Below are 26,860 nucleotides of genomic sequence, written 5' to 3'. Positions count from 1 at the left end.
CCTCCCGCTTACGGTGCGGAGAGCGGCTTGACGGTGGGCGGCGGCAGGAACATCGCCTTATCGGTTTGCCAAGCGTATTTTTTATCAAGCGACATGGGAAGCTCGCCGCGCGAGGTGACGATAATCTTGTCCTTGAAGGGCCGGCCCATCAGTTCGGCGGCGGGAGCAAGCGGTGAGTCGGCGCCGCTCAGAAGGTCCTTGGCGCGGCCGAGGTTGGGTTCGATCATCTTCGCGGCCTGGTTGTCGGGTTGCATGAAGCAGCGGACGCGGCAGGCATCGACGACGCCCTCGTAGCGGTTGTGGCCGAAGGCATCGGAGAGCTGGCCGAGCGATTGGGCGAACATCCAAAGTCTCAATCCGGCGCTTCGTCCGACGTCCTGCAATTCCAGGATGGACGTGAAATTTCCAAGCTGGGGCATTTCATCCAGGAAAAACGTGATGGGCTTTTCGCCGGGCTTGATCTGCATCTTCTGCATCGTGCGGGAGTGCTGCACCAGCATGGCGCGGATGACCGGCGCATAGGCTTTGAGCTCGGCGGGCGACAGGCAGATGTAGAGTGAGGTTCCGGGCCGGGTGCGGAAGTATTCCGGCCGCCAGTCGCTGGTGGCCATGGCTGCGGTCATGCGCGGACCACGGTTGAAGATGTTGATGAAGCGCCGCGCGTTGTCGAGAACGGATTCGAAGCGGTCCTTGGATTCCACGCCCTTGCGGATAGCGTTGGCGGTGAGGGCCATTTCGTTGACGCCGGTCTTCTGCGCAAGCTCCTCCATGATGTCGGCAAGTCTCAGGATGTCGGAGCCGGGCGCCTTGCTGGGAGGCGTCGCCAGCAGTTCCGCCAATCCCTGCACGGTGCGGACGGGGCCGCTTCCGTTCAGCGCGATCACCATGGCGTAGGCCCACATCATGTCGCGGCCGCGGTTGGTCCAGTAGGGGTCGGAGAGATTGGGGTTATCTTCGATCACCTGCAGCGAGAAGATGGTGCATTCGTTGGCGGCGTCGTTGGGTTCCTTCGGGATGAAATCGAAGGGGTTGTAGCGATGGGTGGCGCCGTGAGGGTCGGTCGGCGCGAAGCGGTAGACCGGTCCGTAGTGCTTGGCGCGGTAGCCGGCGGTGAGGTTCCAGAGTTCGCCTTTGACGTCGAGGATGATGGCGCTGCCCTCGTGGCGGAGCAGGTTTGGAATGACTTGCGCCTGGCTTTTGCCGGATCCGGGTCCTCCGATGGTGATGAGACTTTCGGCATCGGAATAGTAGACCGGGGAATCGGTGACGGGTTCGTAGCCGACGATGACCGACGTTGGCGTTTTGGTGTCCGTGTAGAAGGAGCTGGAGCGGATGTCTTGTGCGGTCATCCAGCGCGCACCTGGTGAGAGAATGTTGTGGAGCGGGGAGTTGGCGGCGAAGGCTTGGTTCTTTGCGGCCCAGGCGATGGCTTGCGCGGCGGCGGCGAAGACGGCGTGCTGGTCGGGGCGCTGGGTATTAAGAAAGTCTGTGAGGAGTTTTTGAAATTCCACGACGCGCGTGGGGTCACGGAAGGTGGTGGTGGGTTGTGGGACCGTATCGCCGTTGTTGTAAACGACGAGGGCCAGGAACGCTGCCCACTGTTGGGGCGTGTATTGGTTATGGGCGACGAGTTGCGCGACGCCGCGCATCAATTGCCGTTCCTTGTCGGAAAGGCTGATCGCCGGGCGGCTGATCTCGAAATTGAGGATGTCGTTGAAGGCGCCTCGGACTTTGTTGCGGTACTTGCGCTTGGAGTGACCGTGCTTGGCGGATTGGGCAACGGTCGTGAGGACAGGGCCGGTAAAGACGTTGATGAGGATGCCGGCAAATTCAAAGGCTGGCGGTTTGTCGCCCTCGTAATGGGTCCGGATGAATTGGTCGAGGCGGTCAAGCCCAAAGACCGCGACGAGGTCTTGGATTGGCAAGGTGAAGACCGCCGCCGGGTCCGTAAGCATGTCCTCGACGGCAGTTGGGAAGTTGGTGGTGGTATACTCCTCAAGGTTCCTGAGCGGGCGGCGCGAGGTTCTGAGGTGGCCGGTAGGCGATGAGGATGGAACGGTCATCTTTGTTTTCTGCCGGTTCTTTTTCCATGAAGAAGGTCATCACGTTGCCGATGAGGAGTGGACCCCAGGCGCCAAGGGCATCGCGAAGGGCGTTCGGGTAGGCCGGGTCGAATTCGTAGGTGTCCGGGCCAACTTCATCGGTGAAGAAGTTCTGGCCGCCGTCGGTGGCGAGGTAGATGCCATCCACAGCGGGGTTTCTTGTCTCGTTGGTGGCGAGGACGTCGAGCCATTTGGGTTCGATCAGCGACCATGTCTCGTCGGAAGCACCTGATTGCTTGGGTGTGACGAAGCCCGTGAGGTAACGGACGTCCTTGCCATCGTTCCCTTTGTGGGTCGAGCTGGTGGCGATGCTGGAATCTCCGATGGAGGCGGCGATGATGTGGTCGCCGTTGATCAGCGCCGCGGCGAGCGTGCAGGCGTATTCGTAGACGGGTTGCTGTTGGCGCTTGGCTAGGGAATTGAGCTCCCCGTGGGCGTACCCGATGGCTTCCAGCAGAAGCTTTTTTGAGGGTGGCGCGCCTTTGGTGATTTGATGGCCGAGGTAGTGCTCGATGGCGTGACAGGCAAGACGGCTGCCGTCATGGGAAAAGCGTGCGGAACTGACGCCGTCGGCGAGGACCAGCCAGGAGACCGTGCCGGCGCCACCGATCGTATGGGAATCCTCGATGGGTTCGCCGGCGTTGAAATGGCGGACGCCCTGTTGGGCCGCGCGGATCAGGATCCACGGCGGCCGCCATGCCGTTTCCACGCGCTGCATCGGGGCGAGATCGTAGCGCGGCGGCAGTTCGAGGAGGCTCATGCGCGGGCGGCCGCCTCCCCGATCTTCACTTTGGTGCGCTTGTCCGTCCCAGTCTCGGTGCGGGCCTGGTCGAGGGCCTGCTTCGCCGACAGGTTCTTGGTGATCTTGGTGATGACGACGGTGATGAGCTTGACCAGTTCCTGGAAGGTATGGATCTCGCTGCCCATCTCATAGACGGATTTCTCGCCGGAGAGTTGCTGGAGGAGTTCCTTGCCCGACATCTTCTGGCCTTCGATTTCCACCCAGTCGGCGATGAGACCTTTGGGCGAGATGAAGTTGAGGAGGGTCGCGTACTTCTTTTCCGGGTTGGCGCGGCCATCGATTTGGGTCAGCCGGTCCTTGATCTCGTTCCAGCGCGGTTCGCCGGGTTTGGTGTCGTTCATGGCGCCGTCGGTGAGATGCAGGATATGGGGCATGCCGAAGGGGATTTTGCGGGAGGGGTCGCGGTAGTAGCGCAGCCGCTCGGCGACCTTTTCAAGGGCGGCCTCGAGTGCCTTGCCGGTGGCGGTTCCGTTCAAGGGTTGCATCGGGGGGATGCTGGCCGGGAGGTTTTCGACGGTTGACCAGTCGAGGTACTGCGTGACGTTGTCGGAATAGGCGAGGATGGTGACGTCGATCTGGTCGACGTGCTGGGCCAGTTCCGAGGAAGGTGTCGGCTTCTTGAGCATGTCGAGGAGCGTGGCCATCGCCTGGTTGATGTGGTCGATGTCGGGATCGGGCGGCAGGCCGGTGGACCCCGACACATCGATCAGGAAGATGAAGGGGAAGCGTTTGACGCCCATCTTGTTGGGCTTGACGTTGCCCGCGCCGGGAAGGCCCGAGCCTTTGGCGAGAATATCGACGATCTTGCTCATGGTGTTGGTCTCCGGCTTGTCAGTGTTTGGGATTGGTCTTCATCACCCAGCCGTGCGGTGTTCGGCAGGCGTCGCCGCTGATGGTTGCGGCGTAGGCGGCGCGGTTGAAGGTGAGGTCGTAGGTGAGGCAGCGCCCCGGCGTATTGCCCATCTGCCAATAGGCCTGGGTTCCACCGGTGACGACGGCGCCCTCTTTCGAGAGCGTGCTTGAAAGGGTGTGGACGTTGGAATCCTCAACCAGCATGGCTTTGAGGCTTTCCGACAGGAATACGACATCCACGGGCGAGAGCAGCGTCAGCAAGGAATCCGGGGTGGTGGCGGGCAGCGGGAACCGCCCGGCATAGGGGCGCATCTTTTGGGCCTGGGCCTTGGCGGTGGTGAGTGCACCTTTGGCGGCCGTGGCGTCGGTGAAATGGGCAACACCCACGAGGCCCGCAAGGCTGTCGAGGTAGTCGGCGTCATGCCGGAGCTTCTCGGTTCCAGAATGAAAAGCGCGGATGGCGGTCATGAGCGCCCGGTCCTCCTCTGGAGGAATGACGTGGGGTGTGGTGATGGCCGGCGCGAAGTTCGGCACCGTGACCGTGACGGGGTGAAGGTCGGCAACGCTTGCAGTTTGCCATGGCGTGGGGCGGTCAGACGCCGACGCGGGTGGTGGTGGCGGCAGCGGACGTGCGACCTGAGCGGAGAAGATGGCGATGAGGATGGCAACGGAAGCGGCGTACCCATAGCGGATGTCGATGGTTGGCAGCCGCGCGGACACGCGGGTGATGAGATCTGGTGTACGGGATCGTCGGTGACGGATGATGTTGGGGAGCCGGGAAAGCTCTGGTGATGTGGTCGTCGCGACCATGCTGGGGCTGGGTCGTGGAGGTGTTGCTCCGGGAATGACGGTTTTGAGGCACCGCGTCGACGATGAGACGAGCGGGGCGACGTTAGCTTCGCCAAAGAGACCTCCGGTAGTTGGTGAGGAGCGGGATCCATTGGAGCGCTGTCACGGGGGTGTCTTTGGTGAAGGAGTGGGTGAATGCCTCGCGGATGTCGTCCGGGAGTTGGGCGTAGGCGTCCTTCATGAAGTTGTTGGTGTCGCCCGCGTCCATCGGGAAATGGCGGCGGTCGATGACGTCATCGGGGTCTTCGCCGTCGAGGGTGAAAGGATGGCATTCGAACCCGAGGTCCCGCATCAGGAGCTGGTAGATCAGGATGGCGAGGACGAAATCATCGTGGGTGGCGGTCATCTGTCGGTTGGCAGTGACGGCGGCGCGGCCGCCCGGCGAGGAATAATCCGGCGTCAAGCCGGACAGCTTGCAGTCGAAGGCGCCGTTGTCGAATTGGAAACTGTCCGTGTCGATGAACAGCACCTTGGAGAAATCCTTGGTGATGTGGATGTTCATCGGGCTCATGTCGCCGAAGATGAAGCCCCACGGGTGGCGGTGCATTTTCGCAAGCTGGTCGGCGAGCGTGATGGCGATGTGGATGGTGCGCTCGCGCGTGAGGTTCTTTCGGTCGATGTCCTTCCCAAGCAGGGTGTTCAGAGACTTGGTGCCGACCAGCATCTCCATGGTGAAACCGATGACGTGCTTATGGAGGTCGGCGGCGGGAGGTTCCTTGAGATCGAACAGGATGCGGCGGGGCCAGGATGCGAAGTCGAGGGTTTGATTGAGGCCATCGCGGTGCAGCGCAGGCATGATGATACGGAGGGCGGCCTCGCGGTCGCTTGCCATGCCGGCGCGGACCTCGGGGTTGTAGAATTTTCCGACCAGCGGGGGTTCGGTGTCTGGCGAAAGGGTGAAGACGGCGCCGGCTCCACCCGCGTTACCGACGGGTGCCACCACCTTGTATTCAAACCAGTCGTCGTCTTCCGTTTCATGGAGGCGCGCGCCCCATACCGTGGCGCCGGCGGTGACGCTCATGACCAGGCTCCGGGGGTCAGCCCGGCGGGGCAAGGGTCCCCTGCCCTAGCGGCCCATTTCTTCTTCGTCCTCCAGCTCGTCGTCGGGCTCGGGTGGTAGGGCGGGTGCCTTGGGTTTGCCGGAGGCATTGAGTGCCGCAAGCTTTTCAGTGATGGCTTTGTTGTTCCATTCGACCAGGGTTTGGTGCCGCGCGAGGTCTTCCTCGGCTTGGGCCACCTCGTCCTTGGCACGGTCGAGCTGGTCTCGGTCAGCGAGGGACCCGAGGGAGTAGGCGAAATCCAAGGCTTCACGGGCGGCCGCCAGTTTCTCGAAGGCTGCGCTTCTGGCGATCTGTTGTTCGTCCTGGGGTTCCTGCGCCATTGCCGGTTCCGAAACGGTTGCGGGGATGCGGTGAAAGTCGGGCTCGGCCGCATTGGCCTCGTCGTCTGAAGATGCCGCTGCGGCCGATTGGGCGCGGCGCTCTGCGCGCTGTTGCTCGCGCTCTTCGTCTCGGCGCTGGCGGGCTTCCTCGCGCAAGCGCTGCTTTTCATCGTCATCAAGGTCTCGCGTCGGTGATGCCGTATCGTCCTCTTCATAGGCCGCGCCGGGTTTGTCGCCGCCCGTTGAATGACGAAGTCGGGTCTTCTTCGCTGTGGGTGACGCGGGCTTATCAACAAGGGTTTCGTGGACGGTGGCGTCGGTGATGTCCTCGTCATCGGTGGCGGTGGTGGTAGGCGCCGTTGCCGTGGCAAGGTCGGTCGTGCGGCGGGCCTCGCGCGCGGTTGTGCGCTGGGCTTCGAGTTCCTCATGGAGGGCACGTCGCTCGGCGAAGGAATCGAAGCTTTCGTGGAAGATGGCTTCAAGGCCCTTGAGGCGAATCTCCTTCCCGAGGTCGGAGAGCTTCATGTAGCCGGACGCGTCGGCGATGATGATGCCCTGACCTTTCTTCGCGATGGTGAGTTGTTCTTTGGAGAGAAGCGAGGTGAGCTGGTCCCAGGAGCGGGCACCGGCGAAGATGGGTTGCAGTTGCAGGCGGCGGGATTTGATTTCATCCACAGTCCAGCGGTCCTTGGGGATGGGGCCGCCCTTGCGGCCGTGCATTTGGAACTCGCCATTCTTGACGCGGATCGGGCGGTCCTTCATCTGTTCGGGTGCGTTGTGGCGGCCGGGCACGTAAATGAGGTCGAACGTCTTGGCTTGCTTCGCGACGCTCTTTTCAATGCGCGCGTAGTCTTTGCCCGTGTGCCAGGCCTTGCCGGTGCCGGGGTGGACGCGGTTGATCATCAGGTGGAGGTGGCGGTGCGCGGTGTCGTTGTGGGCGATCATGACGACCTGGTGCTCGGTGAGCTCGAGGTCGGCAAGCGTTGTGTCCCCGCAAAGGCGCATGAGCTCGTCGGAGGGGTTCTCGTCGTGACGCCAGGAGAGGACCAGGTGGTAGGCGGGCTTCTCGCAGCGCAGGGATTGGGCCGCGACCGCGCGCATCTGCTTCGGCGCATAGTTGGGGTCGGGGTTCAGGAGATTTCTTGTTTCGGTCCAGGCGACGCGGTCGGGGTTGGGCTGTTCTTTTTTCCCCTGCATGAGGTAGCGGTAAAGGCCGCGAAAACCTTTCCCCCCGGCGGCAACCTTGCCGATCATGAAATCCGTTCCATCGCCGAGATGGTTGCGCTCATCGTCAGCTGGATGATGTTCTTGAGGTAGTCGCATTCCCGCGTGGTGAGCGGCAGCAACTGAAGGTTGGCCTGGTGGGCAAGCTGGTTGATGTTGATGCCGATCTTCCTGAGCTGCCAGTCCACCCGGTGAAGCGCGGCGATCACATCGTCGTCGCCTTTGCGCTTGGACTTGGGTTTTACGGTGGAGGGGGCGCCGATCGCAGCCAGTGTCGCCGCTCTGAGGAACGCCGAGGTGGTGAGGCCGGCGGCGCGGGCGTATTCGGCGATGCGCAATTCCTCTTCATCTGAAAAGTAGGCTTTGGCCTGGCTGCCACGGCGGACGCGGTCGACGGGTTTCTCGCCGGCGCCTGCCGATGGAGGAAGCGGCGCATCGGCGCCGATCACCGCGAGCACGCTCTGGCGCAGGAACGCGGCTTCGGTCAGGCCACGCTCCTTTGCCTTCACGGCCAAGCGCGCCGCCTCCCCATCGGTGAAGCGGGTCTTCTTCGGGTGACGTAGCGCACCTTTCTTCGCGTGCCCCTTGGCAGGCATAAAACTGGAGCCCTCCGGCGTTTGAGGAGCAAGCAAAACGCTTGAGGCCGTGAGGCCGAATGCGTTTCGCGTTTGGGGCCCACTTTGGGCCCAAACGCATTGCTTGCTCCACTTCGGAGCAGACTACAGTGATGTATTCAGGCCGTACATACGGCGCGTATTCAAGTTGCGCAAAGTTATCGCAACCATGGTGCCAAGATCAGAGACCCCCCGGGGGCTATCTGCCCCCGGACCCCCGAAGGTTTTTTTGGCGGTGAGCTGGACGAAAATTACCCCGCCAGACGAATCTGGACGCGTTTTACTTGAGTTCGAGCGGGGAATATAGGGGAAGCGCGGGGTAGCGGGGTGATTATCGTGCGGGCGTGCGCTTGTGGCGACGGCCGGTCCAGGTCGGGCGTTCCGACAGCACGGGATCACACACCAACGCCAGTTCGGACATCGAACGCGCAAGCACTTTGTCGATTGGGCATGAGAGACGTTTCGCGGCCTCGGTGAGTACGGCGGCACGGACGTGGTTGAAGAGCTCGGGTGTTGCCACATAGGGGCTGAGGAACTCGCCGGGCTCGGCGTGCAGCATGGTGCCACCGTCGCCGTCGTCTTCAAAGTACGTCACCACCGACGCCTGCTGCGTCGCATAGATGCGCACGTTACCGCGGCGGTCTGTTTCCTCAGTGAAAAGCATGGTGCCGACATCAAAGACACCAAGCCGCCATGACACCAAGACAGCATGCTGCCAGTTTAATCAGGCGGCATACATCCTGTACGCTCGTTGGCACCCCCCTGTGGCTTTGCTGCCAGCTCACATGTGCGGTTCTGAATCCTCGAGCAGCTCCCGCCAGGCGCTGCACAATGCGCAGTTCTCCGGCGCGTTGGCGAACATGGGTGCGATGTCATCGTGGTGGTACCCCGGGAGGCCGGTGCCGATGGCGGTCACCTCGAAGGAAAGCTCGGAATGGGATTCGGCGTAGCGGATGAATTCCGCGACGTGTGCGGCAATGGCCGGTAGGGGGAGCGTCTTGAGGGACGCGTCTTTGGTGGGAATGGCATAGGCATTGCCGGTGCGGCCGTTACCGACACCGTAGGCGGCGCCGTGGTGGTGGCGGGCATGAAGGGCCGCCCCTTTCCGTGCCGACCGGCGAGGTTGGAGCCGAAGACGAAAATGACAATTTTGGCCGATGGCGAGGTTAGAGGTTCTTATCCATCGGGTTCGCGGGTGGGGTGTTGCTCGCGGCGACTGTGGTTGGCCTGATGTTGGTGATGGGAGGCTCGGGGTCGCCGTTTTGGTTGGGTGGTGTCGGTGGCGGGTTAAGGTGCGAAAGCTCGTCGGGCAAGCGAAGGTCCAGCCAGTGCGGATTGATCTTGTGGTACATCTCCGGGGTCATGGCTGAGCCGGAAGGGAAGAGTTTGACCGCTGTCCCCATGCCCGTCACCGTGATGGCGGTCTGCCGTTCCTGCTCACTGTGCTGGCCGAGGTGAAAATTCCCCCGGCTGGCGCTGGCGAACATCGCCGAAGCGATGTTGACCGCCACCGCGGCTTTGTTGGTGAATGCGACAACGCCTTTTTCGAAACGGAAGGTGGTGTAGAGCACAGCGTCTCCGCCGAGGTGCCGGCACTGGAACCAGAGTGAGTTTTTCACATCCTCCAGCGCCGCATCGACGTCGGGTGCTTCGCGGCGTTCCGCCCCGGTGACGGCGGATGCGACAAGGGAATCCAAGATCAGGAACGGCATCCCTGCGTCGCCGGTGGAAATGCGCCTCGCCAGCGCCTTCATGATGTCCCTGGGCCGTTGATTGGTATAGGCGTCGTATTCTTTCTGGCGCTGTTCGTCCTTGGCCCGGGCTTCGGCGTCGCGCTGCTCTTGAATTGCTTGTTGACGCGCGCGCTCCCGTTCCGCCGCGGCGTCCGGGCTTCTGCGGAATGCGTTGATGATAGCCATGTGCGTCCCCCCGACGACTGCCGGAAGGTTAGTTCGAGAGGCATGGCAGCGTGCCCGTTGAATGACGAAGTCCGGTAGGTTTGCTGTGGATGGTGGGGCTAGAGCGCGGCTAAAGCATCGAGGATCGCCGCCAGGTTGCGATGGGCGGCGCGCATGCGGGTGATGGCTTGCGCCGTTGAGGTGCATCCTTCTTGGGCGGCAAGTTCAATCATGATGAAGGCGAACAGGGTGTCGCCGATCGTGGGGAGCTCCAGCGGCCAGTCCGGGTTATCGGCGAGGCCAGCGTGCTTTCCTCCGGCGTAGGTCATCGCGGCCACCATTTGGTAGCGGTTCATGCTCGTCATCGGCCGGCGCTTTCGTCGGCGGAGGAGGTGTGGGGAAAGGGGAATTTACGGGCCTGCAGAGTCGGCGCATAGGCTGCGCGCAAAATCCTGAGCTCCTGGTCGGCGCGCTCGGGGTCGTCGCTTGCAACAAGTTGCTCGAGGATCTCCTGGTGGCGTTCCTTGGCTTGGCGGATGTCCGGCGTGTCGTCATCGCCGGTGCCGATGGTGTTGTCACAGATCTCCAGCTGCTGGAGGAGGTGGACCGTATCGGTCTCTGAGTTCGTCAGGATGCTCGGGTAGACGCCGGCGTCGAATTGGAAATTGCTTTCGATGGTGGTCTGGCAGAAATCCTCCATCCAGTAGGCGAGGTCCGCGCCGATAGGGGGCTCGCCGTCCTCCTCTGCGCAACGCTCCCAAAGCTTCCGGGCTTCGGTTTCGGTCAGGGTGAGCGTCATCATGATTTTCATGGACTGGGCTTTCGTGGATTGACGGTCGCGGTACCTCACCGGCGCCACGCTCCGCCCTTCCGTCCCACCCTCTCCCTTGGCGCGGCGGCCACGGTGGCCGTCCCCCGCCCGTCAATAGACGTAATGCGGGTGGTCGGCGGCGTTGCCGCCCCATGGGCGGCGGCATTGGATGTACTGTTCGTCCTCGCCGTGGCCGATGCCGGGGTAAATGTGCCAGGTGGCGCTCAACGGGCCGGTCACGACGGTCCACCAATGGCGTTCGTCCGCCCCGGCGGGGGCGCGGTCATGGGTGATGTCGTGGGGCCTTTTGGGGATGGGCGCGAAACGCTGGTCGAACAGGCGGCGTGGCAAGGCGCGAGCCGATTTCTTGGCGGGCGGCATCACCGGGTCGTCCGTGTAAAGGGGGTTTCGCGTGGTGGGGCGAACCACGAATTTGCACTGGAGCATGTGGAGGCTTTCGTTCGTTGCGGCGCGCGCGGCGCAGGAGGACTTTCCACCCCACCGGTCGGCCGCTGTTTCTCCCCCTGCTCGACTTCTTGAGCGGTGCTCCGTTGGCGGAGTTTCCTGGTGGGCCCGCTGTGGTAGAATCCATGATTCGAACAGGAGGGCGACGTGATGCCGGAAATTCTGAAAGGGCTTGCGTTGGACTGTTGGTACAAGGTGGTGATCTGGATTGGGGGATGCCTCATCCTCGCGGCCTTGTTCGTGGATACAAAAGTGCTGACCAACAGTCAGGTGCTCACCTTGGGGGCCGGGTTGGCGCTTATTGGTCTCGGAGAATGGAAGAGTATGGTGCACGTCCATCGATTTAAGCCGGCCAATGCGTACACGGGGCCGGCCGGGTTTTTCCATTGGACGGAACGGCAACCGGACGTCATGGCGAAGCTGATGCTGTTCGCGGGTTATCTATGCCTCGCCGGATTTTTCGTGGAGCTGATTTGGATGTTCGTGCGTGTGTAGCCTAGTGAAGAACCAGGCTACTGTCGTTGCGTAGCTGGCGCTCAAACAGCGGGAGGGGGAAAGCGCCGTTGCTGCTGTCTTGCTGAGATTGCGCTAGGGGTCCGTGGCCCCACCGACAACGAGGCGCTCGAGCGTTAGCGCCGCTCAGGTCGCTCCTCTTCTACGCCTCGCAGAAGCGCCCGCGCAGATGTCTTCAAGGTAATCCCGCACATCTTCCGCGAAACTGTCCTGGAGGGCGTCCGAAAGGCCCTGGAAGAGAAACCACTTCCACGCATGGTCGCGCACGTCGCGATCAGTCGCCTCGAGAAAGCCCGTCCCGTATTTTTGGCGCAACGCAATCCGCTCTATCTCCTTCAGCCGGCAGCGGAGAGACAGAAGCGACGTGACCAGCCCATCTTCGGTTTTCCTCATCGCATCCCGGAGCGCCGGCTCCTGGCCGGGCTCGTGCACGTCCATCAGCAGCACCGCTTCCGCTTCGACCGACGTCGCTTCGTAACCAACTCCGCCACGCTGACTTTCACGAATGGCATGTTGACAGGGCTCAAGGCTGAAGATCCGAGCGAAATCGTCGGGTTCCTCAATCTTCCATCCGAGGTCGCGAAAACTGTTTATGTGGGCGTTCAATTCTAGCGCGTCATGTGCCCGAGAGCCGCGGTTGGCACTAGGACCCAAACCACACGTCCCCTTGGCGTTTTTTGCCGACAAGAGTTGCAGGAAATCTGAGCTTCGGCGGACCCCCAAAACTGGTGGCTGAGAGCGACGACTTCCGAAGAAGTTAGCGCGGCATTAACGTGGCCTATGCCAAAAGGCTTACAACGGGTCGAATCACTGTGCATGCGTTGAGCTGCAACTCATATTGGCGGGGCATTTTATGACAACGATTTCCAGTACGAACAATGCAACGGCGCTTTCGATCCTTCAGCGCATGAACGCTCCCGAAAACACGTCATCAAATACCAAGGCCAGCGCCTTAACAGACGTTCTGGGCCCTATCCAATCGATCAGTGACGCCAGCAAGCAGGCGGCGCAGCGGATCGTCGCCATTCTCCACGATAATGGCGGGACCATCGATCTGTCGTCGTACACACGTGCTTCGGCGGACGTTTCCGCTTTGAATAACGCGACGATCACGACTGGTGATGGAAATACCTCCATCGAGGCATTGGACCGCGCCACGATCCACAGTGGTAGCGGCAACGATCATGCGAATGTTCAGAACTACGCGACCATCTATGCGGGCGCGGGCAATGATGTCTTGCGAGCCTATAGCAACGCAAAGATCGATGCTGGTGCCGGCAACGATTGGGTAAGCGCCTATGATCACGCGACCGTAGATGGTGGTGACGGCAATGACGAGATCCGCACCTATGATTATTCGACCGTCGATGCCGGCAACGGTGATGATGTCGTAGTTACGCTGGGCAATTCCACGATAGAAGGCGGTGCCGGCAACGATACACTTATTGTAACCTCGCACCGCAGCGAGAAGAACTCGACCTTCGACAACGCCACTGTAGATGGTGGCGATGGCGACGACTACATCCAGGTCAATGGGAATTCGACTGTGACGGGCGGTACCGGAAACGACACAATTCGGGTGCTCGGCAATGGCACCACCATCAATTACCGAAAGGGTGATGGGCAAGATACTATTGGAATAGGTACCACCAACATCACGGCTCCGGCCAACACCACGATCAACATCGGCGGCTATAGCAAGAATGATGTCACCCTGACGCGTGGTGACACGGGTGTGACGGTAAGTTTCAAGGGTTCGGAGGACTCCCTCACACTCCAGTTTGAATACGGCTCAGCGCGCCTATCATTTGAAGATGGGGCGAGCCTTGATGTCACCCCGACCGATTTCACAAGACTTCAGCATCTGCAAGCATTCGTCGACGCCCCCGTCGGAGGAGGAGATCTTGAATGGCTAACCTGAGCCCTTCTATCAATTTCTACCCAAATTAGAAATGTTGCAAAGCCCCCGCCACAGCCTGGTGACGGGGGCCGAAATTTTTTAAGCGTAAGTAAGATCTGTAGGGCTACTCGTAAGAGTCATCGTATCCACACCGACGACAGTAATATCAACATCGTGAATTGCCGAGGTAATGTGGGCATACCCCGAGCTGTCGTCCGCGATGTTTATGTCGGTGTAGCTGAGTGGCAATTGGATGTTGTCGACGCCATCAGTGAAATCGTTGATGGTGCTGTAGTCGTGGTCTTGTGTCACCTTAAAGGTGTCATTTCCCGCATTTCCTGTCAGGGAATTGGCACCGGCACCACCATCAATTATATCATTTCCCGCACCGCCGAGAATATTCTCCGCAAGGTACACACCTGCATACATATTGCTGCTGCCGGTGATGGTATCGTTTCCAGATTGGCCGGTTATGGATGTAATGCCGTCTTCTCTCTGGACTTCAGAAAAATCGACATTGCCATCGACGAGAATGTATCCCGGCTGGGTGGCTGACGTATTAAGCAGGTACTCAACGCCGCTAATGTGCGTGAGTCCAGCCGCAGTCCAAAGATAACTCGTCGTCGAATTCAACGTGAGAATATCGTACCCGTTTCCTCCGTCGATGTAATCAAATCCCGTGCCGTATCCGCCTGGGTCCTGGACGCCGAACTGAAATTGATCATTGCCTTCTCCGCCGTACATATGATCATTTCCAGCACCGCCGTTGATAATATCGTCGCCTCCGTTTCCATAAAGGGTGTCATTGCCACCATAGCCATAAATGTAGCCTCCGGTATCGGTATCAGAATAATAGTTGGCGGAACTTGTCCCGTAGTAAGTGCCCATAGATTCTCTCCACTGTTTTGAAAGCGTCAGGCTCCTGCCTGCCGATACCGGCGCTGCGACGTCCCTCGCCCACACCGCCGGTATTCTTTGGGTCGGGCAGCGCGCCGCCCGACAAACTTATTCCTCGCGGAAAACTTGCGCCCGGCGATCCAGGATGGGTTTCATGAAATAGGAGATGACGGTCCGCTCGCCGGTCCGGATGTATGCTTCAGCCGGCATGCCGGGCAGAAGGGTCAGGCTGGCGATACGGGCCAGTTCGTTGTCCGGAATGGCGATCGTGGCCCGGTAGAACCTAGCGCCCGTCTTCTCGTCCGTATCGAGATCCGCCGACACGCGAAGCAGCTTGCCGTCGAGCTCCGGCGTGGTGTTGCGGTTGAAGGCGGTAAGCCGAAGGATCGTTTGCTGGCCGACGCTTAACTGGTCGATGTCTTTTGGATCGATGCGGCATTCGACGGTGAGCTTGCGCTTCTCGGGGACGATCTCCATCAACGTCTCGGCAGGATTGATCACGCCTCCCACCGTGTGGACCGAGAGGTCGTGGACGATACCCGACGCGGGAGCCTTGATGTCGATACGCTGCAGCTGGTCGGCCGCAGAAATCTCCTTCTCCGCGGAATCGGCGATCTCGTTACCGACATCGCGAAGCTCGGACGCCACATCGGCGCGCATCTGCTGGTCGACTTGCAGGAGCTGCAGCTCGATCTCGGCAATTTTCTCCTTGGCGGAAGCGATCTGGGCGATCAATTGTCCCCGCTCGCCGTCAAGCCGGGCGCTGTCGCGCTCAAGGCTGTTGAGGCGCGTGAACGGGGTAAGGCCCCTTTTGTAGAGGTCGCGCTGGCCTTCAAGTTCGACCGCGATCAACGAAATTTCCTTGGCCTTGGCCTGTTGTTGGACATCAAGACCCTTGATTTGCTCACGGTACTGCGCGGCCTGTTCCCGCAGCCGGTCTTTCTGGCCCTCCCGCGAAGCGCGGCGATCCTCAAACAGGCGGCGCTCATCGGCCATGATCGCTGCCGTGTCAGTTTCAGAAACCCGCGCTGCGAGTTCAGCTGGCACCCCTACGTTTGCACCACCGTCCCGCTCCGCCTCCAAGCGCGCGCGGCGGGCATAAAGATGGTTCAGCTTCTTGGTGATCGCGCTCAGGTTGGCCCGGGTGATCGTGGCGTCCAAACGGACGACGGTGTCACCCTCACTGACCGTTTGCCCTTCATGAACCAGCAATTCGGCGATAACGCCGCCAGTCGGGTGTTGCACTTTCTTCGCGTTGCCATCCACGACGAGGACTCCAGGCGCAATCACGGCGCCGGAAATTTCCGACGTGGCAGCCCAAGCGCCGAAGCCGCCTACAAGGAGGGCGAGGGCAGCGCCACCCCAGACGAGGTGCTGCCGTATCGAGCGGTTGAGCATTTCATTCGGTGCGCGGTTCATACGGCGTCTCCTGCGACAACGGCCAAGGCCGCGGTTTGCGGAGCGCGCACGGCCCGTGCGTTGCGTTGTTCCAGGGATTTGAGGACCACATCGCGCGGCCCAAAGGCTTTCGCAAAGCCGTCTTCCATGAAGAGCACGTGGTCCAGAACCGAGAGCACGCTTCTCCGGTGCGCAACAATGATCGTGATACCGCCGCGCTGCCGAATTCCGGCTATCGCCGCGGCCAGCGCTTGATCACCTTCCGTATCGAGATTGGAGTTGGGCTCGTCCATAACGACAAGGAAGGGATCCTTATAAAGTGCACGAGCAAGCGCGATGCGCTGGCGCTGGCCCGCCGAAAGATTCACGCCCCCTGGACCGACATGGAAATCGTAGCCGCCTGGCAGACGGACGATCATGCCATGAACACCTGCGGCTTCGGCCGCAGCGATGACGGCGGGATTGTCGCGTACAGGGTCTAGGCGGCTGATATTGTCGGCAATTGTCCCCTCGAAGAGGTCGACCGATTGTGGGACGTAGCCAATAAACCGGCCAAGCTCTTCCTCCGACCATTGGTCAAGGCTTGCGCCGTCGAGACGAACATGGCCGCGACCCGGCTGCCACACCCCGACGATGGCGCGCACCAAGGATGATTTGCCCGATGCGCTGGCGCCGAGGACGCCGATGACGGCTCCGGCATTGGCACGGAAGCTGACGTTCTGGACTGTCGCTCTCGTTTGGCCGGGTGGCGAGACGAAGATACCTTCGATGGCAAGAGACTTACCCGGCAGAGGCGGTGCCGTGGCGATCACCCTGGTCGCGAGGGATGTGAATTTCAGATGCAGCGACTGCCACGCCTGCCGCGCAGCAACGAGTGACCGCCATTGCGCGATGACCTGCTCGATGGGTGCGACGGCACGGGCGACGACGATCGAAGACGCCACAATCATGCCGCTTGAGATTTCGTTGTTGATGGTGAGGTAGGCCCCCAGCCCGAGCGCGCCAGACTGCAGTGAATAACGTACGGCTTTCGATACTCCGGATAGTGATCCGCCAATGTCGGCGGCCTGCCGCTGCTTGCTAATGAACTCCGCGTGCGCCTTGCTCCACCGCGCGAGCATCACGGGTGTCATGCCGAGGGCGGTAACGGATTCCGCCCCGCGATGCGTGGCTTCGCCGAGAATGTTGCGGTTTGATGCGGCTTGGGCGGCGGCCTTGGTCAGCCCTCGCGTCTTGACATCGGTAAGGGCGGCCAGGGCGATCAGGATCAGCATGGCGGCGGTCGTCAGCCCACCGATGAGGGGATGAAACAGAAAGCAGATGACGAGGTAGATCGGCATCCACGGAAGATCGAACAGCGCGAGAGGTCCAGAACCTGACAGAAACGTCCGGATTTGATCCAGCTCTTGCGAAGGCTTCAGTGCATCCGCTCCGGCCTGCCCCTTGAGTGGAGATTCCAGGATTAGCGCGAACACCCTTTTCGAGAGAATAGCATCCACCTTCGCCGCGATGCGCGTCATCAGGCGCGAGCGGATGACGTCAAGAATGCCGAAAATCGTGTAAAGGCCGAGTGCCAGAAGCAAAAATGCAACGAGTGTTGGAACACTATGACTGGGAATGACCCGGTCATAGATTTGCAGCATGAACATCGAGCCGGTCAGCGCCAAGATGTTGGTCACGCACCCGAAGACGGCAACGCCGACAAGCGCGGGCGTCAAATTCGTTGCTGCAAAGCCGACGCACGCATCCATTGGCGCGCAAAGCGGCGTTGCCCTCTCCGATGGCGAGGTCATTGATCCACCCATAAAGATGTTATTGTGCGTGGTCTCGCGCCGCACCCTGGTCAGGCGGACGAACGGCCGACGATTTTTTGTCTAGAAAGAATGATGAGCTTTAAGACGACCGCGGAAACTTGCTTACCGCTGCGCAAAATGAAAATGCGAATGCTTTCATGAAATGGCCTGACATCAAACTGTCCCCTCAACTTAATATCAACCCGGTGAAACGCGGATGCGCAACGCCGTGCAAGCAATGCTTTTGTCGATGGTCTCTCAATCTGCCTGCGACCAAAGTGCCCGTTCGTGCCGGCGACATTAAGGCAAATCGCAATCACAAACTTTGTGAGTTGAGCCTGCTTGCAATGAGTGGATGATATGCGCCGACCACGAAGATCATGTAACACACGCATCCTCTCAATCCGCAAAGCCGTTCAACATTCCTCACAGCGCCGTGTGTCGAACCATGGGCGCAGCAATGTATGGACCTTGGGCGTCGGATCGCGCGCGGCGGCTAAGAAATTGCCCGCAGTTGAAAAAGAGAGCGCCATGCGTCGAGCCCGGGTAGGTCAGAGTTTTATGCAGGGCACTTCACAAACAATCCTGACGGGTCAGGCAAATGCCCGCCGACGCGAGCAGACGGGCTCGCGTCACGCTGGCGTTATGGAGGGACGCCCAGCTGACGAAGTTTTCGGGTGAAGCCGTCTGGCGTGTTGAGCGTGTGGAGCACCGTCCCGTCGTTGCGCAAATAAGAAATGACGCCACCGCCGTCGATGCGTGCGACAATCACCAGGTCGCGCGCCGCGTCCGTCCGATGCACCGTCGTGGGCATCTCGCCGATGAGCTCCGAGATCGGCAAACGCGGAGTCCGGTTGTGGAGTGCGTAGCGGCCCGGGCAGTTGCGGATCGGCCGCCACTCCCATGCGGCAAACACGAATGCGAAACTGGTTGGCATCTTCCTCAGCTACTTGCAGCTCACGATCACGTCTTCGGAAGGGCCGGTGCGCCAGATCGGTGGAATGTCCAGCGCCTCAAGGCGCCTCGCCTTCGAACGCATCCAATGCGCCGTTCAGGCTTGCGCGTACGTTTTCCGGCATAGCGGGATCGCCGGCCGCCGCGCGCACAACGCCGAGGAAGGCGGGGATGCCCGCGCCGTTGATGATCTGGCAGGCTTTCTCGACGTAGGATTCCCACATGGCTTTGCCCTCGAAGCGCGTGTCGGCCGCATTGCCATGAAACCCACACAGCGCGCGGCACACGCGCTCCACCAACGGCCGACGCCGAACCACCATTTTGCACCCCACGCCATGTTCAATCTCCCTTCTTGGCGATCGCCCTCACGGGCGGAAGGGAGACGTCGCCGAGTCCCTAATCCTTCCTTACCGCCAGTTGGCATTGGCGCAACAGGGGTCAGCTCCGTTCCGCCCCTTCCCCTTGTCAGTTCTATTTTTGGGGAGCCTGATAAAGCTACGACAAGGAAAGCACCGATTGTGCGTGTTCTGGAACTTCTCGTTTTGCGCCGCGCTCTGCGGCAACGCCATGGCACTCGAGGCTTCCGCCGGGGCCGATACCGTCAACAGCAGCCAAATCGGCATCAACGCCAAGCTCGACGCGAGCAACGCCATCACCACGGCCGGGCTCAACTACATCTTCAACTGCGGCAAGGACGGCAAGTTCTTCGACTCCGTCCACGGCATCTGCATCACGGTGGACGAGCAGTTGGCGAAGAAGATCGCGACTTGCACGACCGCGCACGCATTCTACAACCAGGGCACCGACAAATGCGACACCGTCGTCATTCCGCCTGACGAGAGCACGAATGTTGCCAACATCCTGGCGTGCGCGAAGCAAGGTAAAGTCTTCAACGGCACCGCTTGCGTCGCGTTCAACGGAAGCAAGCCCAAGCTGGCCTACACGAAAAACGTCGCAACGTCCGTCGGCAACAACGTCGCGAAAGCTTCCGCGCTCGGCGTCCATGACCTCTGCATCGTCACCAACCACGACTACGGCAGCGGCAAGGGGCGCGGCGGTTGCTTCGATCAGCGTTCCCCCGGCGCCTCACGGACCGGCCATACCGTCAACCACGACGGTGGCCCGGCACACTCATGTGTGGCTTCTCTTGCTACGACTTTCAATAATCCCCGGGTCCTCTAGGAAGCCCCTCAGAGGGGCTTCTTCGGTATTCGAATATCGACTTCAACAGTTTCATCGATGCCTTCGGTGCGCACGTATCATCGAGCGACGCCGATATTGAGACCTCCGCCGGCGACAAGATTGCGTCGGTTTGCACGGCTTTTGTGGCGTCCGAATTGGTGACGTTCCATTCCACAACGTCCCTGACATAATCGCGCGCCAATACTCGCAGGCTTTTTGTCTTGAAAAAATTGAGGAGACCTCACGTGATGAAGCTCCGAACCCTGACGTTCTTGTTGGCGCTGTCCCTACTTTCTCCTGTTCCCGGCTATGCCGACGAACAGAAGAACAACGACGCCAACGCGGTCCCGCAATCGAGCGCGACGCCAGGCAGTGGCCAGAATGACGCCCGGGCCCTCTTCAAGGACGCCGAAGATGCGTATTACACGATGCAGGATTTCACGACCGCGTTCCAAAAATACAAAGCCGCAGCCGAACTGGGCAATGCTTCAGCCGCCAATATGGTTGGTCGCATGTATGCGGCGGCTGGCGGTGCGTTACCTGAATGGCGAAGGCGTCAACAAGGATGCCAACCGGGCGGCCGACCTGAGCTACAAAGCATTGATCAATGGTGTGCAACCGGCGCGCGATACTCTGCTTGACGCGCCCCGCGTCCATCTCACCGGCACCTTCCTCAAACATGTACAGGAATTGCTGGCCAAGGATGGATATTACAAGGGTCGTATTGACGGGAGCTTTGGTCCGCAGGTCAGAGACGCAATTACAAAAGCTTTTGACAGCGAAACGGCGGCCGCCGCATGTCTCTTCGGAGCATGTTAGCGCGTCCGACCACTGGCGCTGCCAGGCTGTGATGTCCTTCCGTGGAGCCCTGCCCGGGCCTGGTCTGCTGGATGATGTCGAGCGGAGCGTAACCATCCATCCGTAAAAGTCCTTTATCCGGGTTCTGCGTGAAAGGCCCGTGAAACGCGATTGAGATCGATTTTGGGGCGGGCGATGGAGAGGGGAGTCGGTTCCCCTGTTAGAACTCACTCCGAAGGCTTGCCAGCGGCTGGTCGTCACCACCAGGATGTAGCGGTGGCGGCCGTCGGCTTCGGCAACGTAGGGACAGTGGTTGTCCGTGTCCTCGACCTTCGGGGTTTTCCTGATGAGGGAGACGCGATCATGCCGACAGATTGCCCTCAGGCGATTGTGTTACTGACTGTCGTCCCCGTCATTCACATAAAACGGTAGCCCAATAATGCACCGGGAAATTCTTGGGCAAGCGTGACGGTTACTTGGTGGTCACTGCACTCGAATATCGCCTTGAAATTTCCGAAGGCATGGTGGTGACTTAGGTGCAGGTCGGATGGGAAGCGCTGTTTGCAGTTGCCTAAAAGCCTGGACACCGGTGACCACCGATAATTTGTCGGCACACTGACATGATCTGCAAAATAGATTCGATCGTACATCACCGTGAAAAATTTCTTGGTCACGCTATGCCCTAGAATGAGCCCCTCAAACTTTGCGTGTCTATTTAACTCTTCATTATGGCCTGGCTGCGTCTACTGTCGTTGCAACTCGTCAGCTTGCAACGGAGGGAAACATGACGGAAGCGCTTATGGCTGCTGCCGGTCCGGAGCAAACCCTAGGAACAAGCCTTCCACATTATTCAAATGCTTTACATCCTGCACTCAGCGACAGCGAAATGCAGAATCACGCTTCCGCGGCGGAAAGGTTTGCTAACGCGTTCGCCCACGCGGTTTTTGTTTTGATGAAATCAAAGGATTACAAGTCGCTTGCGATTTCGAACCTTCACGGGCTTTTATGGCCAGCTTTGAGCACGGGCCAGTTTGCAATCCTGAAGTCACAGTCGAAATCCACAGGGATTGTTGTCCCCGTAGCGTTTGTCTCTTGGGCGAAGCTATCGGAGGAAGACGACCGCCTATTCTCCCAACAAGCGGAAGCAGACAGGGCTTCGCCAAAAAACTGGTCGTCGGGCGATATTGTTTGGTTGGTTGACGCCGCGGGGGATCCCAAAATGTTGGCCGCTTTGATTGCGCGCTTGCGCGGTGATCAACTCAAGGGCCACACAATCAAGTATCATGCGCGGGCGGACGGGGACCGGCGGGAGGTCCGTACCATCGAAATTGAGGGAGAACGATTATGACTGGGGTCAGATCTTATAAATTTTTTTCTCGTAGCTGGCGCAGCCCTGGCGCGTTCAAACTGATTTCTAATTCAACTTTTGCTTAGGCGAGGGTCGCATGAGGGGCCTCGCACGAATCGTATTCTTTGGCGCGGTCGGCGCCGCTGTTCTTTACGGAGCTTACCTTTTGGTATTTCCGCAATACACGCACCGTTTCCGGATCACGATTACTGTTGATGACAATGGAAAGCCGAGAGTGGGCTCCGGCGTCGTCACCGTGACTTACCAGAATGTTGATGCGCTACTTGTGAATCAAAAGAGCTGGAACGTGTCTGCGAGGGGGCCTGCGCCCTGGGTGGACCTCGGACAGAAGGGTATTATTGCTGCCGCGATTTATAGCTATACGCCAGTGAACTACGAGCCGATGCCGTATTCGGCAGCAGATTTATCGTTCGTTGCTTATTATGGAGCAAAGCATCACGATCCAAAACTCTCAAAAGCCAACATAGAAAATATTTCCCGAGAAGCCGGCCTTCGCAAGTTGCGCCTTGACCAAATGCCCGAATTCATTTGGATCCCCGACGTCGCTAATCCGAATTCCGCCGAGCTGGTGCCGGCCGACAAGTTTTCGGAAATCATTGGTCCTGGCATTCAGCTTTCATCCGTCACCGTTGAGATCACGGATGCGGGGTCGGACAATTCTCTTTATCAAAAACTGCCTTGGCTTTCGGGCATGGAGCGCGATCAATATCGTCGCCTTGTGGTGAGCTCTATCCCTTTCAAACTCAATGCTACTTATCTCGTCGGAGACCTTCATCCATTTTAGAGGAGTAATTTGTCATGTCGGCCCCACCGAACTTGAAATGGCTATTCTCGCAATGGACGTCTACGAGCAGCAAACGGGCGGTTTAAACGTCGGCAATGGGATCGGGAACTTTTCTTTAGGACAAAATAGCGGGCAGTCGGGCGCGTTCTTCGCCCAGAGCTACACGTTCTCTGGCGGCACGGTCATTTCATATAGCGGCACCAACGGACCTGGCGATGCATTGCTCGGCTGGCCCGGTGGACTTTTCAACACTAGTACCGCTCAGGAATATATTGATGCCGCGCAGTTCTATCAAAGCATCAACGGCAACAGCACCGACCCAAACGCGAACATCTTTTTGACGGGCCATTCTCTCGGTGGCGGTCTGGCTGGCTTTGTCGGCTCTCTGTATGGCGTCAGTGCCGAAATCTTCGACAACATAAACTTTCTCGCTGCCGCTCAAGATGCTTGGGAAAAATCGCGGACCGTCGAGCTGTCGCCTGGAATTTACGGCCCCACCGTCGAAGCATTGCGTGAGGTCTACTATCGTGGCGACGAACCTCCGGTACCCGTTTTAACGGGACTTGGTCATCGAACTCTGCAATATGCGCGGTGGGGCGCGGATTACGGCCACCCTTCATCAAATATCTCTTGCTGATTGGTGTCGGCAGAAGAACATCTTACTCTGGCGCGCCGCAAAATCCCGTTGAAATGGTGGGGAATCCGCCCTATCCATTTAACACCATGATTTCGTGTGCTAATTTCTTGAAATTAGGCCCAAGCCAATAAGTGATAATTCGTAACGCCTTGAATTAATTGATATAGCGTAATTCGAGCGCTCTATTTGACAAAACAACATATCTAAGCAAATTATGATGCACCAAAAAGTGCGTATAGATGGATTTCTCGAAAGCTGAATTACTCGCCATCCTCCACGAATTCAATCCGTGGTGGACCCGTCAACCTATTCCCGAACTTCCCCCCTGGGAGCGTAAAGCCGTCAAGAAGGTCTGCGCCTGGGCCAGGGATAAGACCATCGCCAGAATGCTTCTACTGAGTGGGGCGCGGCAGACCGGAAAGACCACCATTTTCCGACAATCCATCGCCCATCTGCTTAAGGACGGCATAGAACCCACCGACATCATCTACGTAACCTTCGACCACCCAGTGTTGCGCCTTGCCGGCATCGAAAGAACGCTCGACGCATGGCGGGAGGCCTATCCCGGCGCCGAGGGTCGCCAGAGGTTCCTATTCTTGGACGAGATCCAATTCCTGAAGAACTGGGAAACATGGGTCAAGCATCAGGTCGACTTCCGCCGCCAATATCGCTTGGCCGCTACCGGCTCGGCCACGTCGCTGAAGGACGGCTCTATTGAGAGCGGTCTCGGCCGTATCGAAACCCTGCCCCTCCCGACCATGACTTTCCGGGAATACCTGCAATTGAAAGAGATATCGGAGCCCTCCTTGCCCGATGTCCGTAACCTGAGCGAGATCCATGCTTGGGGCGAGGGACAATTGGCCGAGGTCAGGCGGCATGTCGAACCGCTGACCGCCCATTTTCATGAATATCTGATCCGTGGCGGTTTTCCCGAGCCGGCTATCCAGCCCGATATTTCTCGAACCCAACGGCTCCTGCGCGAGGACATCGTGGATAAGGCCCTGAAGCGGGATATGACAGCGTACTACGGTGTCCGCCGGGTCCTGGAATTGGAAAAGTTGTTCCTTTATCTCTGCCTTCACGATGGGGGCATGGCGGATTTGCCGACCATCGCATCAAATCTTGAGAACACAAACCGCCAAACCGTCAGCAATTACCTTGACCTTCTGGAAGGCACGCACCTGATTTACCGGTTGAAACCCTACGGCTACGGCAAGGAAGTCTTACGCGGGCGGGACAAGATTTATCTCTCTGATGCCGCGATTCCCGGTGCGGTCACCCTGCTTGGGCGCAAGTTGCTCGAAAATCCCCGCAAGCTCGCTTCGGCTGTTGAGACCGCGTTTTTCAAGCACGTCTACACCCGTTACTACGGCGCGGCGCCGGCGTTTCGGTATTGGACGGGGAAGAAAGGATACGAGGTTGACGTGGTGGCGGACTTTTCCGACCGTGTTGTGCCGTTCGAGGTCAAGTACCAGGACACAGCCCTTATGGAATCGGACCTTGTTGGCCTCCGCCAATTCTGCGAAGCGCATAACCCGGAATTCGCTTACGTCATCACCCAACGCTGGACGGAATTTGGACGAATGGCGCTCAGTTCAGCCAAGCGGGGCTCTAAAGAACCATTGGCAGCAAAAGTTGTTCGCGTGCCCGCGCCATTAGCGTGCCTGTTGCTATCCTAAGTTGGCTCGGTGGGGGCCCCAATGGAATTCGATTACGACAACATCGATGAATGGGCGCCGGTCATCACCCAGCTTTTGAAGGACCTTCTTCCCGCGAATATTGCGGAGATAGTGCGGGATGCGTACCCAAAATACGTCGAAGACGCGCGGGATCTGGTGCTTGAGCATGGCGACCGGAATGCCATAGCCCTGGTAATCCTCGGGTGGCTCAAGTCTTCAACAGTGGCCGCGTACCACGGCACCCGCGTTACCGAGGAAGAAGCGGCATCCATAGGTCGGGAAGGGTTCCGTCCGCTGAAAATCGCCGACCGCAGAAAACGTCTAGAAAGGGCGCTTTCCGGTCATCCTGAATGGGAAAAAGCGGCGCGACGATTCGATGACGTCGTAACCAAGTTCGTCAACGGCTATGCGGGCCGCCGCGAGGGGCAAGTTCACTTCACCCTATCGCGCGCCGGCCTCGCAGGTTTCGACCACTACATCACCCATGGGGCTGAGGTGGACCAACATATGGCCAGGGAACTCATTGGGAATGATGGACTTCACCTTCTCGAAAATGACGGCACCCGGACAGTTTACAAGATCGGCGTACCTGGCGACGTGGCCATCCAAGCGACGCATCCCTTTTTCTCACCCGAGGATATGATGGATCGAGGCGATTTGCCGAACATGGTTGGGGAGATTTTGAACGCTTGGGCATTCCGACTTTCAAGGCCCGGTTATCAATCTCGAAGCTTGGAAATTGACTGTGGCCTTATCTTCTACAAGCCAGTTCCGCCCGAATATATTATCTCCAAAGAGCAGCTGTAAGGTTTAATAGCGGCCGCCTCATCAACAGTGACCGCTTAATGTCCTCGTAGGTTTCGGGGTGCGAGGAAGGCCAACCTTCGCCGTCATCACGGGCAATGGCGTGGAAAGTACCCTCGAGACCTTTGGGCGTATCGGTCCAGTGCTCGAGGCCCCAAAAGGCGCACCAGCGGAGGAAGCGTTTCTCGTCCTTCACCTTGAAGTAATTGCTGCGGCAGATGGAGACGTAATTGGCCATGTCACGTGTCCTCCACTCCGGACGTGGTGTGGGAGATGTATACGAACATGTCTAATCCCATGGTGATCCTTTCGGTTGGTCCGTTGCCCCGTCTTCGCTGCGGCGGCTCTCGCCGCGTCCGCCGGTTCACGTCATCCCCCCTTCCCTTTTCCTCGGGGCTCATGCCCGGAAGAGGGGAATGTCGCCGGGGAGGAACGCGGAGTGCTGGCTGAAGTCTGCAAAAGGCAGCGTGGCGGGCAAGGGGTCGTCGTGCATCGCCGGCGGTGACAGTGCGGGCGGGGTGGCGGATTTGAGGGGAATGAACCGCCCGCGGAGCAATCCTTTGGCGGAGGCGGATCGCAGCGCCTCGACGTTCGAAGGCCCGTAGGCAACGATGCAACTTGGCGCGTTGGCGGCGCCATCGGCTTCGCGGCCGTTGACGTGGAAAAATTTCAGGCGGCCCTTGAAGAAGAAGATGGCGTCGGCCTTGTTCCACACTTCGTTGTGGAAGCCCTTGGTCTCGGTGCGGGCGAAGATCAGGCACATGGCATTGCCATGCGCGGCGCCGCGGCTGATCCACTTGAAGGTTTCGTCACCATACGGAGGGTTGAGCCACACGCGACCAAACCAGGGAAGCTCCATGCCGTTGTCGGCGATGGAATAGTGGTTGTTCGCCATGTCCCAGGGACGCTTTACAGGCGCGCAAGGGTCGAGGTCGAATTCACCGAGCGCGCGGATGATGTCGGGAGGTGTCAGCCATTCGTCCTTGGTGGCGGGCGTGGTGGGGGTGTTGAAGGTGCGGCTGGTCATGGGAGGAGGGCTTTCGTTGTCGCCCGGTGCGGAGATGAAGCCCTCTCTTCACCCCCGGCCGGGCACCCTTCCCGGCCGACCTCCCTCTCGCCTTTTCGCCTCCCGGGAATGCCGTGGTCGTTACTCA

General features: G+C 59.4%; 31 protein-coding genes. 10 read left to right on the top strand and 21 right to left on the bottom strand.

Annotated elements, in window-relative coordinates; translation table 11 throughout:
• Window positions 1-8: 8 nt before the first annotated feature.
• The 12 genes from RLW41_RS02390 to RLW41_RS02335 all read right to left on the bottom strand — a co-directional run bounded on the left by RLW41_RS02390 (window position 9) and on the right by RLW41_RS02335 (window position 10,980).
• A complete protein-coding gene (locus RLW41_RS02390; RefSeq protein WP_414463320.1) occupies window positions 9-2,063 on the bottom strand; it encodes a type IV secretory system conjugative DNA transfer family protein in 2,055 nt (684 codons plus the stop codon).
• Window positions 1,996-2,862 (bottom strand): PP2C family serine/threonine-protein phosphatase, encoded by an 867-nt coding sequence (locus RLW41_RS02385; protein ID WP_414463319.1) that lies wholly within the window; start codon window positions 2,860-2,862, stop codon window positions 1,996-1,998. Before RLW41_RS02385 ends, RLW41_RS02390 begins: the two co-directional genes overlap by 68 nt.
• A complete protein-coding gene (locus tag RLW41_RS02380) occupies window positions 2,859-3,716 on the bottom strand; it encodes a vWA domain-containing protein (RefSeq protein ID WP_414463318.1) in 858 nt (285 codons plus the stop codon). The genes RLW41_RS02385 and RLW41_RS02380 overlap by 4 nt, the downstream gene beginning before the upstream one ends.
• A gap of 19 nt (window positions 3,717-3,735) precedes the next feature.
• Complete coding sequence (locus tag RLW41_RS02375) at window positions 3,736-4,566, bottom strand: hypothetical protein (RefSeq protein WP_414463317.1); 831 nt, start codon at window positions 4,564-4,566, stop codon at window positions 3,736-3,738.
• Between the two features lie 82 nt (window positions 4,567-4,648).
• A complete protein-coding gene (locus RLW41_RS02370) occupies window positions 4,649-5,626 on the bottom strand; it encodes a hypothetical protein (RefSeq protein WP_414463316.1) in 978 nt (325 codons plus the stop codon).
• A gap of 45 nt (window positions 5,627-5,671) precedes the next feature.
• A complete protein-coding gene (locus RLW41_RS02365; protein WP_414463315.1) occupies window positions 5,672-7,240 on the bottom strand; it encodes a relaxase/mobilization nuclease domain-containing protein in 1,569 nt (522 codons plus the stop codon).
• Window positions 7,237-7,806 (bottom strand): plasmid mobilization protein, encoded by a 570-nt coding sequence (locus RLW41_RS02360; protein ID WP_414463314.1) that lies wholly within the window; start codon window positions 7,804-7,806, stop codon window positions 7,237-7,239. Before RLW41_RS02360 ends, RLW41_RS02365 begins: the two co-directional genes overlap by 4 nt.
• Window positions 7,807-8,155: 349 nt before the next feature.
• Window positions 8,156-8,488 (bottom strand): hypothetical protein, encoded by a 333-nt coding sequence (locus tag RLW41_RS02355; RefSeq protein WP_414463313.1) that lies wholly within the window; start codon window positions 8,486-8,488, stop codon window positions 8,156-8,158.
• A gap of 502 nt (window positions 8,489-8,990) precedes the next feature.
• The gene (locus RLW41_RS02350; protein ID WP_414463312.1) at window positions 8,991-9,743 is read right to left on the bottom strand and encodes a hypothetical protein; all 753 of its coding nucleotides are present in this window, start codon (window positions 9,741-9,743) and stop codon (window positions 8,991-8,993) included.
• Window positions 9,744-9,841: 98 nt separating this feature from the next.
• The gene (locus tag RLW41_RS02345) at window positions 9,842-10,087 is read right to left on the bottom strand and encodes a hypothetical protein (RefSeq protein WP_414463311.1); all 246 of its coding nucleotides are present in this window, start codon (window positions 10,085-10,087) and stop codon (window positions 9,842-9,844) included.
• Window positions 10,084-10,533 carry a hypothetical protein gene (locus tag RLW41_RS02340; protein ID WP_414463310.1) on the bottom strand — a complete coding sequence of 150 codons (450 nt, stop codon included), beginning with the start codon at window positions 10,531-10,533 and terminating at the stop codon, window positions 10,084-10,086. The genes RLW41_RS02345 and RLW41_RS02340 overlap by 4 nt, the downstream gene beginning before the upstream one ends.
• A 111-nt stretch (window positions 10,534-10,644) precedes the next feature.
• Complete coding sequence (locus RLW41_RS02335; RefSeq protein WP_414463309.1) at window positions 10,645-10,980, bottom strand: hypothetical protein; 336 nt, start codon at window positions 10,978-10,980, stop codon at window positions 10,645-10,647.
• A 168-nt stretch (window positions 10,981-11,148) separates the two neighbouring features.
• Here RLW41_RS02335 and RLW41_RS02330 point away from each other — a divergent pair, with 168 nt between their 5' ends.
• Window positions 11,149-11,493, top strand: coding sequence for a hypothetical protein (locus RLW41_RS02330; protein WP_414463308.1), 345 nt, complete (start codon window positions 11,149-11,151; stop codon window positions 11,491-11,493).
• 144 nt (window positions 11,494-11,637) lie between these two features.
• Here the strand turns inward: RLW41_RS02330 and RLW41_RS02325 are convergent, their stop codons facing one another.
• Complete coding sequence (locus RLW41_RS02325; protein WP_414463307.1) at window positions 11,638-12,117, bottom strand: hypothetical protein; 480 nt, start codon at window positions 12,115-12,117, stop codon at window positions 11,638-11,640.
• Between the two features lie 247 nt (window positions 12,118-12,364).
• Between RLW41_RS02325 and RLW41_RS02320 the strand changes: the two genes are divergently transcribed.
• The gene (locus tag RLW41_RS02320; protein WP_414463306.1) at window positions 12,365-13,432 is read left to right on the top strand and encodes a calcium-binding protein; all 1,068 of its coding nucleotides are present in this window, start codon (window positions 12,365-12,367) and stop codon (window positions 13,430-13,432) included.
• Window positions 13,433-13,510: 78 nt separating this feature from the next.
• On the opposite strand, the gene RLW41_RS02315 is transcribed toward RLW41_RS02320, so the two are convergent.
• The 5 genes from RLW41_RS02315 to RLW41_RS02295 all read right to left on the bottom strand — a co-directional run bounded on the left by RLW41_RS02315 (window position 13,511) and on the right by RLW41_RS02295 (window position 18,752).
• Window positions 13,511-14,299: a calcium-binding protein gene (locus tag RLW41_RS02315; protein WP_414463305.1), complete on the bottom strand. Its 789-nt coding sequence runs from the start codon at window positions 14,297-14,299 to the stop codon at window positions 13,511-13,513.
• Window positions 14,300-14,416: 117 nt separating this feature from the next.
• Window positions 14,417-15,706 (bottom strand): HlyD family type I secretion periplasmic adaptor subunit, encoded by a 1,290-nt coding sequence (locus RLW41_RS02310; protein ID WP_414464646.1) that lies wholly within the window; start codon window positions 15,704-15,706, stop codon window positions 14,417-14,419.
• A gap of 17 nt (window positions 15,707-15,723) precedes the next feature.
• Window positions 15,724-17,499 carry a type I secretion system permease/ATPase gene (locus tag RLW41_RS02305; RefSeq protein WP_414463304.1) on the bottom strand — a complete coding sequence of 592 codons (1,776 nt, stop codon included), beginning with the start codon at window positions 17,497-17,499 and terminating at the stop codon, window positions 15,724-15,726.
• A 643-nt stretch (window positions 17,500-18,142) separates the two neighbouring features.
• Window positions 18,143-18,436 (bottom strand): hypothetical protein, encoded by a 294-nt coding sequence (locus RLW41_RS02300; RefSeq protein WP_414463303.1) that lies wholly within the window; start codon window positions 18,434-18,436, stop codon window positions 18,143-18,145.
• Between the two features lie 76 nt (window positions 18,437-18,512).
• Window positions 18,513-18,752 (bottom strand): hypothetical protein, encoded by a 240-nt coding sequence (locus RLW41_RS02295; RefSeq protein ID WP_414463302.1) that lies wholly within the window; start codon window positions 18,750-18,752, stop codon window positions 18,513-18,515.
• Between the two features lie 268 nt (window positions 18,753-19,020).
• Between RLW41_RS02295 and RLW41_RS02290 the strand changes: the two genes are divergently transcribed.
• The 3 genes from RLW41_RS02290 (at window position 19,021) to RLW41_RS02280 (ending at window position 20,454) form a co-directional block, all read left to right on the top strand.
• Window positions 19,021-19,635, top strand: a complete 615-nt coding sequence (locus RLW41_RS02290) for a hypothetical protein (protein ID WP_414463301.1) — start codon at window positions 19,021-19,023, stop codon at window positions 19,633-19,635.
• 245 nt (window positions 19,636-19,880) lie between these two features.
• A complete protein-coding gene (locus RLW41_RS02285; protein WP_414464671.1) occupies window positions 19,881-20,276 on the top strand; it encodes a hypothetical protein in 396 nt (131 codons plus the stop codon).
• A complete protein-coding gene (locus RLW41_RS02280) occupies window positions 20,167-20,454 on the top strand; it encodes a peptidoglycan-binding domain-containing protein (RefSeq protein WP_414464645.1) in 288 nt (95 codons plus the stop codon). The genes RLW41_RS02285 and RLW41_RS02280 overlap by 110 nt, the downstream gene beginning before the upstream one ends.
• A 395-nt stretch (window positions 20,455-20,849) precedes the next feature.
• On the opposite strand, the gene RLW41_RS02275 is transcribed toward RLW41_RS02280, so the two are convergent.
• The gene (locus tag RLW41_RS02275) at window positions 20,850-21,107 is read right to left on the bottom strand and encodes a hypothetical protein (RefSeq protein WP_414463300.1); all 258 of its coding nucleotides are present in this window, start codon (window positions 21,105-21,107) and stop codon (window positions 20,850-20,852) included.
• A 110-nt stretch (window positions 21,108-21,217) separates the two neighbouring features.
• Between RLW41_RS02275 and RLW41_RS02270 the strand changes: the two genes are divergently transcribed.
• The 5 genes from RLW41_RS02270 to RLW41_RS02250 all read left to right on the top strand — a co-directional run bounded on the left by RLW41_RS02270 (window position 21,218) and on the right by RLW41_RS02250 (window position 25,709).
• On the top strand, window positions 21,218-21,781 hold the full coding sequence (locus RLW41_RS02270) for a toxin-activating lysine-acyltransferase (protein ID WP_414463299.1): 564 nt from the start codon (window positions 21,218-21,220) through the stop codon (window positions 21,779-21,781).
• A gap of 97 nt (window positions 21,782-21,878) precedes the next feature.
• Window positions 21,879-22,586, top strand: coding sequence for a hypothetical protein (locus RLW41_RS02265; RefSeq protein ID WP_414463298.1), 708 nt, complete (start codon window positions 21,879-21,881; stop codon window positions 22,584-22,586).
• A 37-nt stretch (window positions 22,587-22,623) separates the two neighbouring features.
• On the top strand, window positions 22,624-23,223 hold the full coding sequence (locus RLW41_RS02260; RefSeq protein WP_414463297.1) for a hypothetical protein: 600 nt from the start codon (window positions 22,624-22,626) through the stop codon (window positions 23,221-23,223).
• A gap of 239 nt (window positions 23,224-23,462) precedes the next feature.
• Complete coding sequence (locus RLW41_RS02255) at window positions 23,463-24,902, top strand: ATP-binding protein (RefSeq protein WP_414463296.1); 1,440 nt, start codon at window positions 23,463-23,465, stop codon at window positions 24,900-24,902.
• A gap of 21 nt (window positions 24,903-24,923) precedes the next feature.
• Window positions 24,924-25,709, top strand: coding sequence for a hypothetical protein (locus tag RLW41_RS02250; protein WP_414463295.1), 786 nt, complete (start codon window positions 24,924-24,926; stop codon window positions 25,707-25,709).
• On the opposite strand, the gene RLW41_RS02245 is transcribed toward RLW41_RS02250, so the two are convergent.
• Together RLW41_RS02245 and RLW41_RS02240 are read right to left on the bottom strand one after the other, a co-directional pair.
• A complete protein-coding gene (locus RLW41_RS02245) occupies window positions 25,687-25,944 on the bottom strand; it encodes a hypothetical protein (protein ID WP_414463294.1) in 258 nt (85 codons plus the stop codon). The two genes, RLW41_RS02250 and RLW41_RS02245, sit on opposite strands and share 23 nt — an antisense overlap.
• Window positions 25,945-26,103: 159 nt before the next feature.
• Entirely contained in the window at window positions 26,104-26,733 is a 630-nt protein-coding gene (locus RLW41_RS02240) for a DNA N-6-adenine-methyltransferase (protein WP_414463293.1), read from the bottom strand.
• Window positions 26,734-26,860 lie beyond the last annotated feature (127 nt).

Source organism: Hyphomicrobium sp. DY-1, assembly GCF_047497105.1.
Lineage (GTDB): Bacteria > Pseudomonadota > Alphaproteobacteria > Rhizobiales > Hyphomicrobiaceae > Hyphomicrobium_B.
This window is presented reverse-complemented; position numbering and strand designations above follow the sequence as displayed.

Bases quoted from the DNA above. Each gene is read 5' to 3' on its own strand.
- RLW41_RS02390 (WP_414463320.1), bottom strand. From the start codon at position 2,063: ATGACCGTTCCATCCTCATCGCCTACCGGCCACCTCAGAACCTCGCGC.
- RLW41_RS02385 (WP_414463319.1), bottom strand. From the start codon at position 2,862: ATGAGCCTCCTCGAACTGCCGCCGCGCTACGATCTCGCCCCGATGCAG.
- RLW41_RS02380 (WP_414463318.1), bottom strand. From the start codon at position 3,716: ATGAGCAAGATCGTCGATATTCTCGCCAAAGGCTCGGGCCTTCCCGGC.
- RLW41_RS02375 (WP_414463317.1), bottom strand. From the start codon at position 4,566: ATGGTCGCGACGACCACATCACCAGAGCTTTCCCGGCTCCCCAACATC.
- RLW41_RS02370 (WP_414463316.1), bottom strand. From the start codon at position 5,626: ATGAGCGTCACCGCCGGCGCCACGGTATGGGGCGCGCGCCTCCATGAA.
- RLW41_RS02365 (WP_414463315.1), bottom strand. From the start codon at position 7,240: ATGATCGGCAAGGTTGCCGCCGGGGGGAAAGGTTTTCGCGGCCTTTAC.
- RLW41_RS02360 (WP_414463314.1), bottom strand. From the start codon at position 7,806: ATGCCTGCCAAGGGGCACGCGAAGAAAGGTGCGCTACGTCACCCGAAG.
- RLW41_RS02355 (WP_414463313.1), bottom strand. From the start codon at position 8,488: ATGCTTTTCACTGAGGAAACAGACCGCCGCGGTAACGTGCGCATCTAT.
- RLW41_RS02350 (WP_414463312.1), bottom strand. From the start codon at position 9,743: ATGGCTATCATCAACGCATTCCGCAGAAGCCCGGACGCCGCGGCGGAA.
- RLW41_RS02345 (WP_414463311.1), bottom strand. From the start codon at position 10,087: ATGACGAGCATGAACCGCTACCAAATGGTGGCCGCGATGACCTACGCC.
- RLW41_RS02340 (WP_414463310.1), bottom strand. From the start codon at position 10,533: ATGAAAATCATGATGACGCTCACCCTGACCGAAACCGAAGCCCGGAAG.
- RLW41_RS02335 (WP_414463309.1), bottom strand. From the start codon at position 10,980: ATGCTCCAGTGCAAATTCGTGGTTCGCCCCACCACGCGAAACCCCCTT.
- RLW41_RS02330 (WP_414463308.1), top strand. From the start codon at position 11,149: ATGCCGGAAATTCTGAAAGGGCTTGCGTTGGACTGTTGGTACAAGGTG.
- RLW41_RS02320 (WP_414463306.1), top strand. From the start codon at position 12,365: ATGACAACGATTTCCAGTACGAACAATGCAACGGCGCTTTCGATCCTT.
- RLW41_RS02315 (WP_414463305.1), bottom strand. From the start codon at position 14,299: ATGGGCACTTACTACGGGACAAGTTCCGCCAACTATTATTCTGATACC.
- RLW41_RS02310 (WP_414464646.1), bottom strand. From the start codon at position 15,706: ATGCTCAACCGCTCGATACGGCAGCACCTCGTCTGGGGTGGCGCTGCC.
- RLW41_RS02305 (WP_414463304.1), bottom strand. From the start codon at position 17,499: ATGACCTCGCCATCGGAGAGGGCAACGCCGCTTTGCGCGCCAATGGAT.
- RLW41_RS02300 (WP_414463303.1), bottom strand. From the start codon at position 18,436: ATGCCAACCAGTTTCGCATTCGTGTTTGCCGCATGGGAGTGGCGGCCG.
- RLW41_RS02290 (WP_414463301.1), top strand. From the start codon at position 19,021: ATGGCACTCGAGGCTTCCGCCGGGGCCGATACCGTCAACAGCAGCCAA.
- RLW41_RS02270 (WP_414463299.1), top strand. From the start codon at position 21,218: ATGACGGAAGCGCTTATGGCTGCTGCCGGTCCGGAGCAAACCCTAGGA.
- RLW41_RS02265 (WP_414463298.1), top strand. From the start codon at position 21,879: ATGAGGGGCCTCGCACGAATCGTATTCTTTGGCGCGGTCGGCGCCGCT.
- RLW41_RS02260 (WP_414463297.1), top strand. From the start codon at position 22,624: ATGGCTATTCTCGCAATGGACGTCTACGAGCAGCAAACGGGCGGTTTA.
- RLW41_RS02255 (WP_414463296.1), top strand. From the start codon at position 23,463: ATGGATTTCTCGAAAGCTGAATTACTCGCCATCCTCCACGAATTCAAT.
- RLW41_RS02250 (WP_414463295.1), top strand. From the start codon at position 24,924: ATGGAATTCGATTACGACAACATCGATGAATGGGCGCCGGTCATCACC.
- RLW41_RS02245 (WP_414463294.1), bottom strand. From the start codon at position 25,944: ATGGCCAATTACGTCTCCATCTGCCGCAGCAATTACTTCAAGGTGAAG.
- RLW41_RS02240 (WP_414463293.1), bottom strand. From the start codon at position 26,733: ATGACCAGCCGCACCTTCAACACCCCCACCACGCCCGCCACCAAGGAC.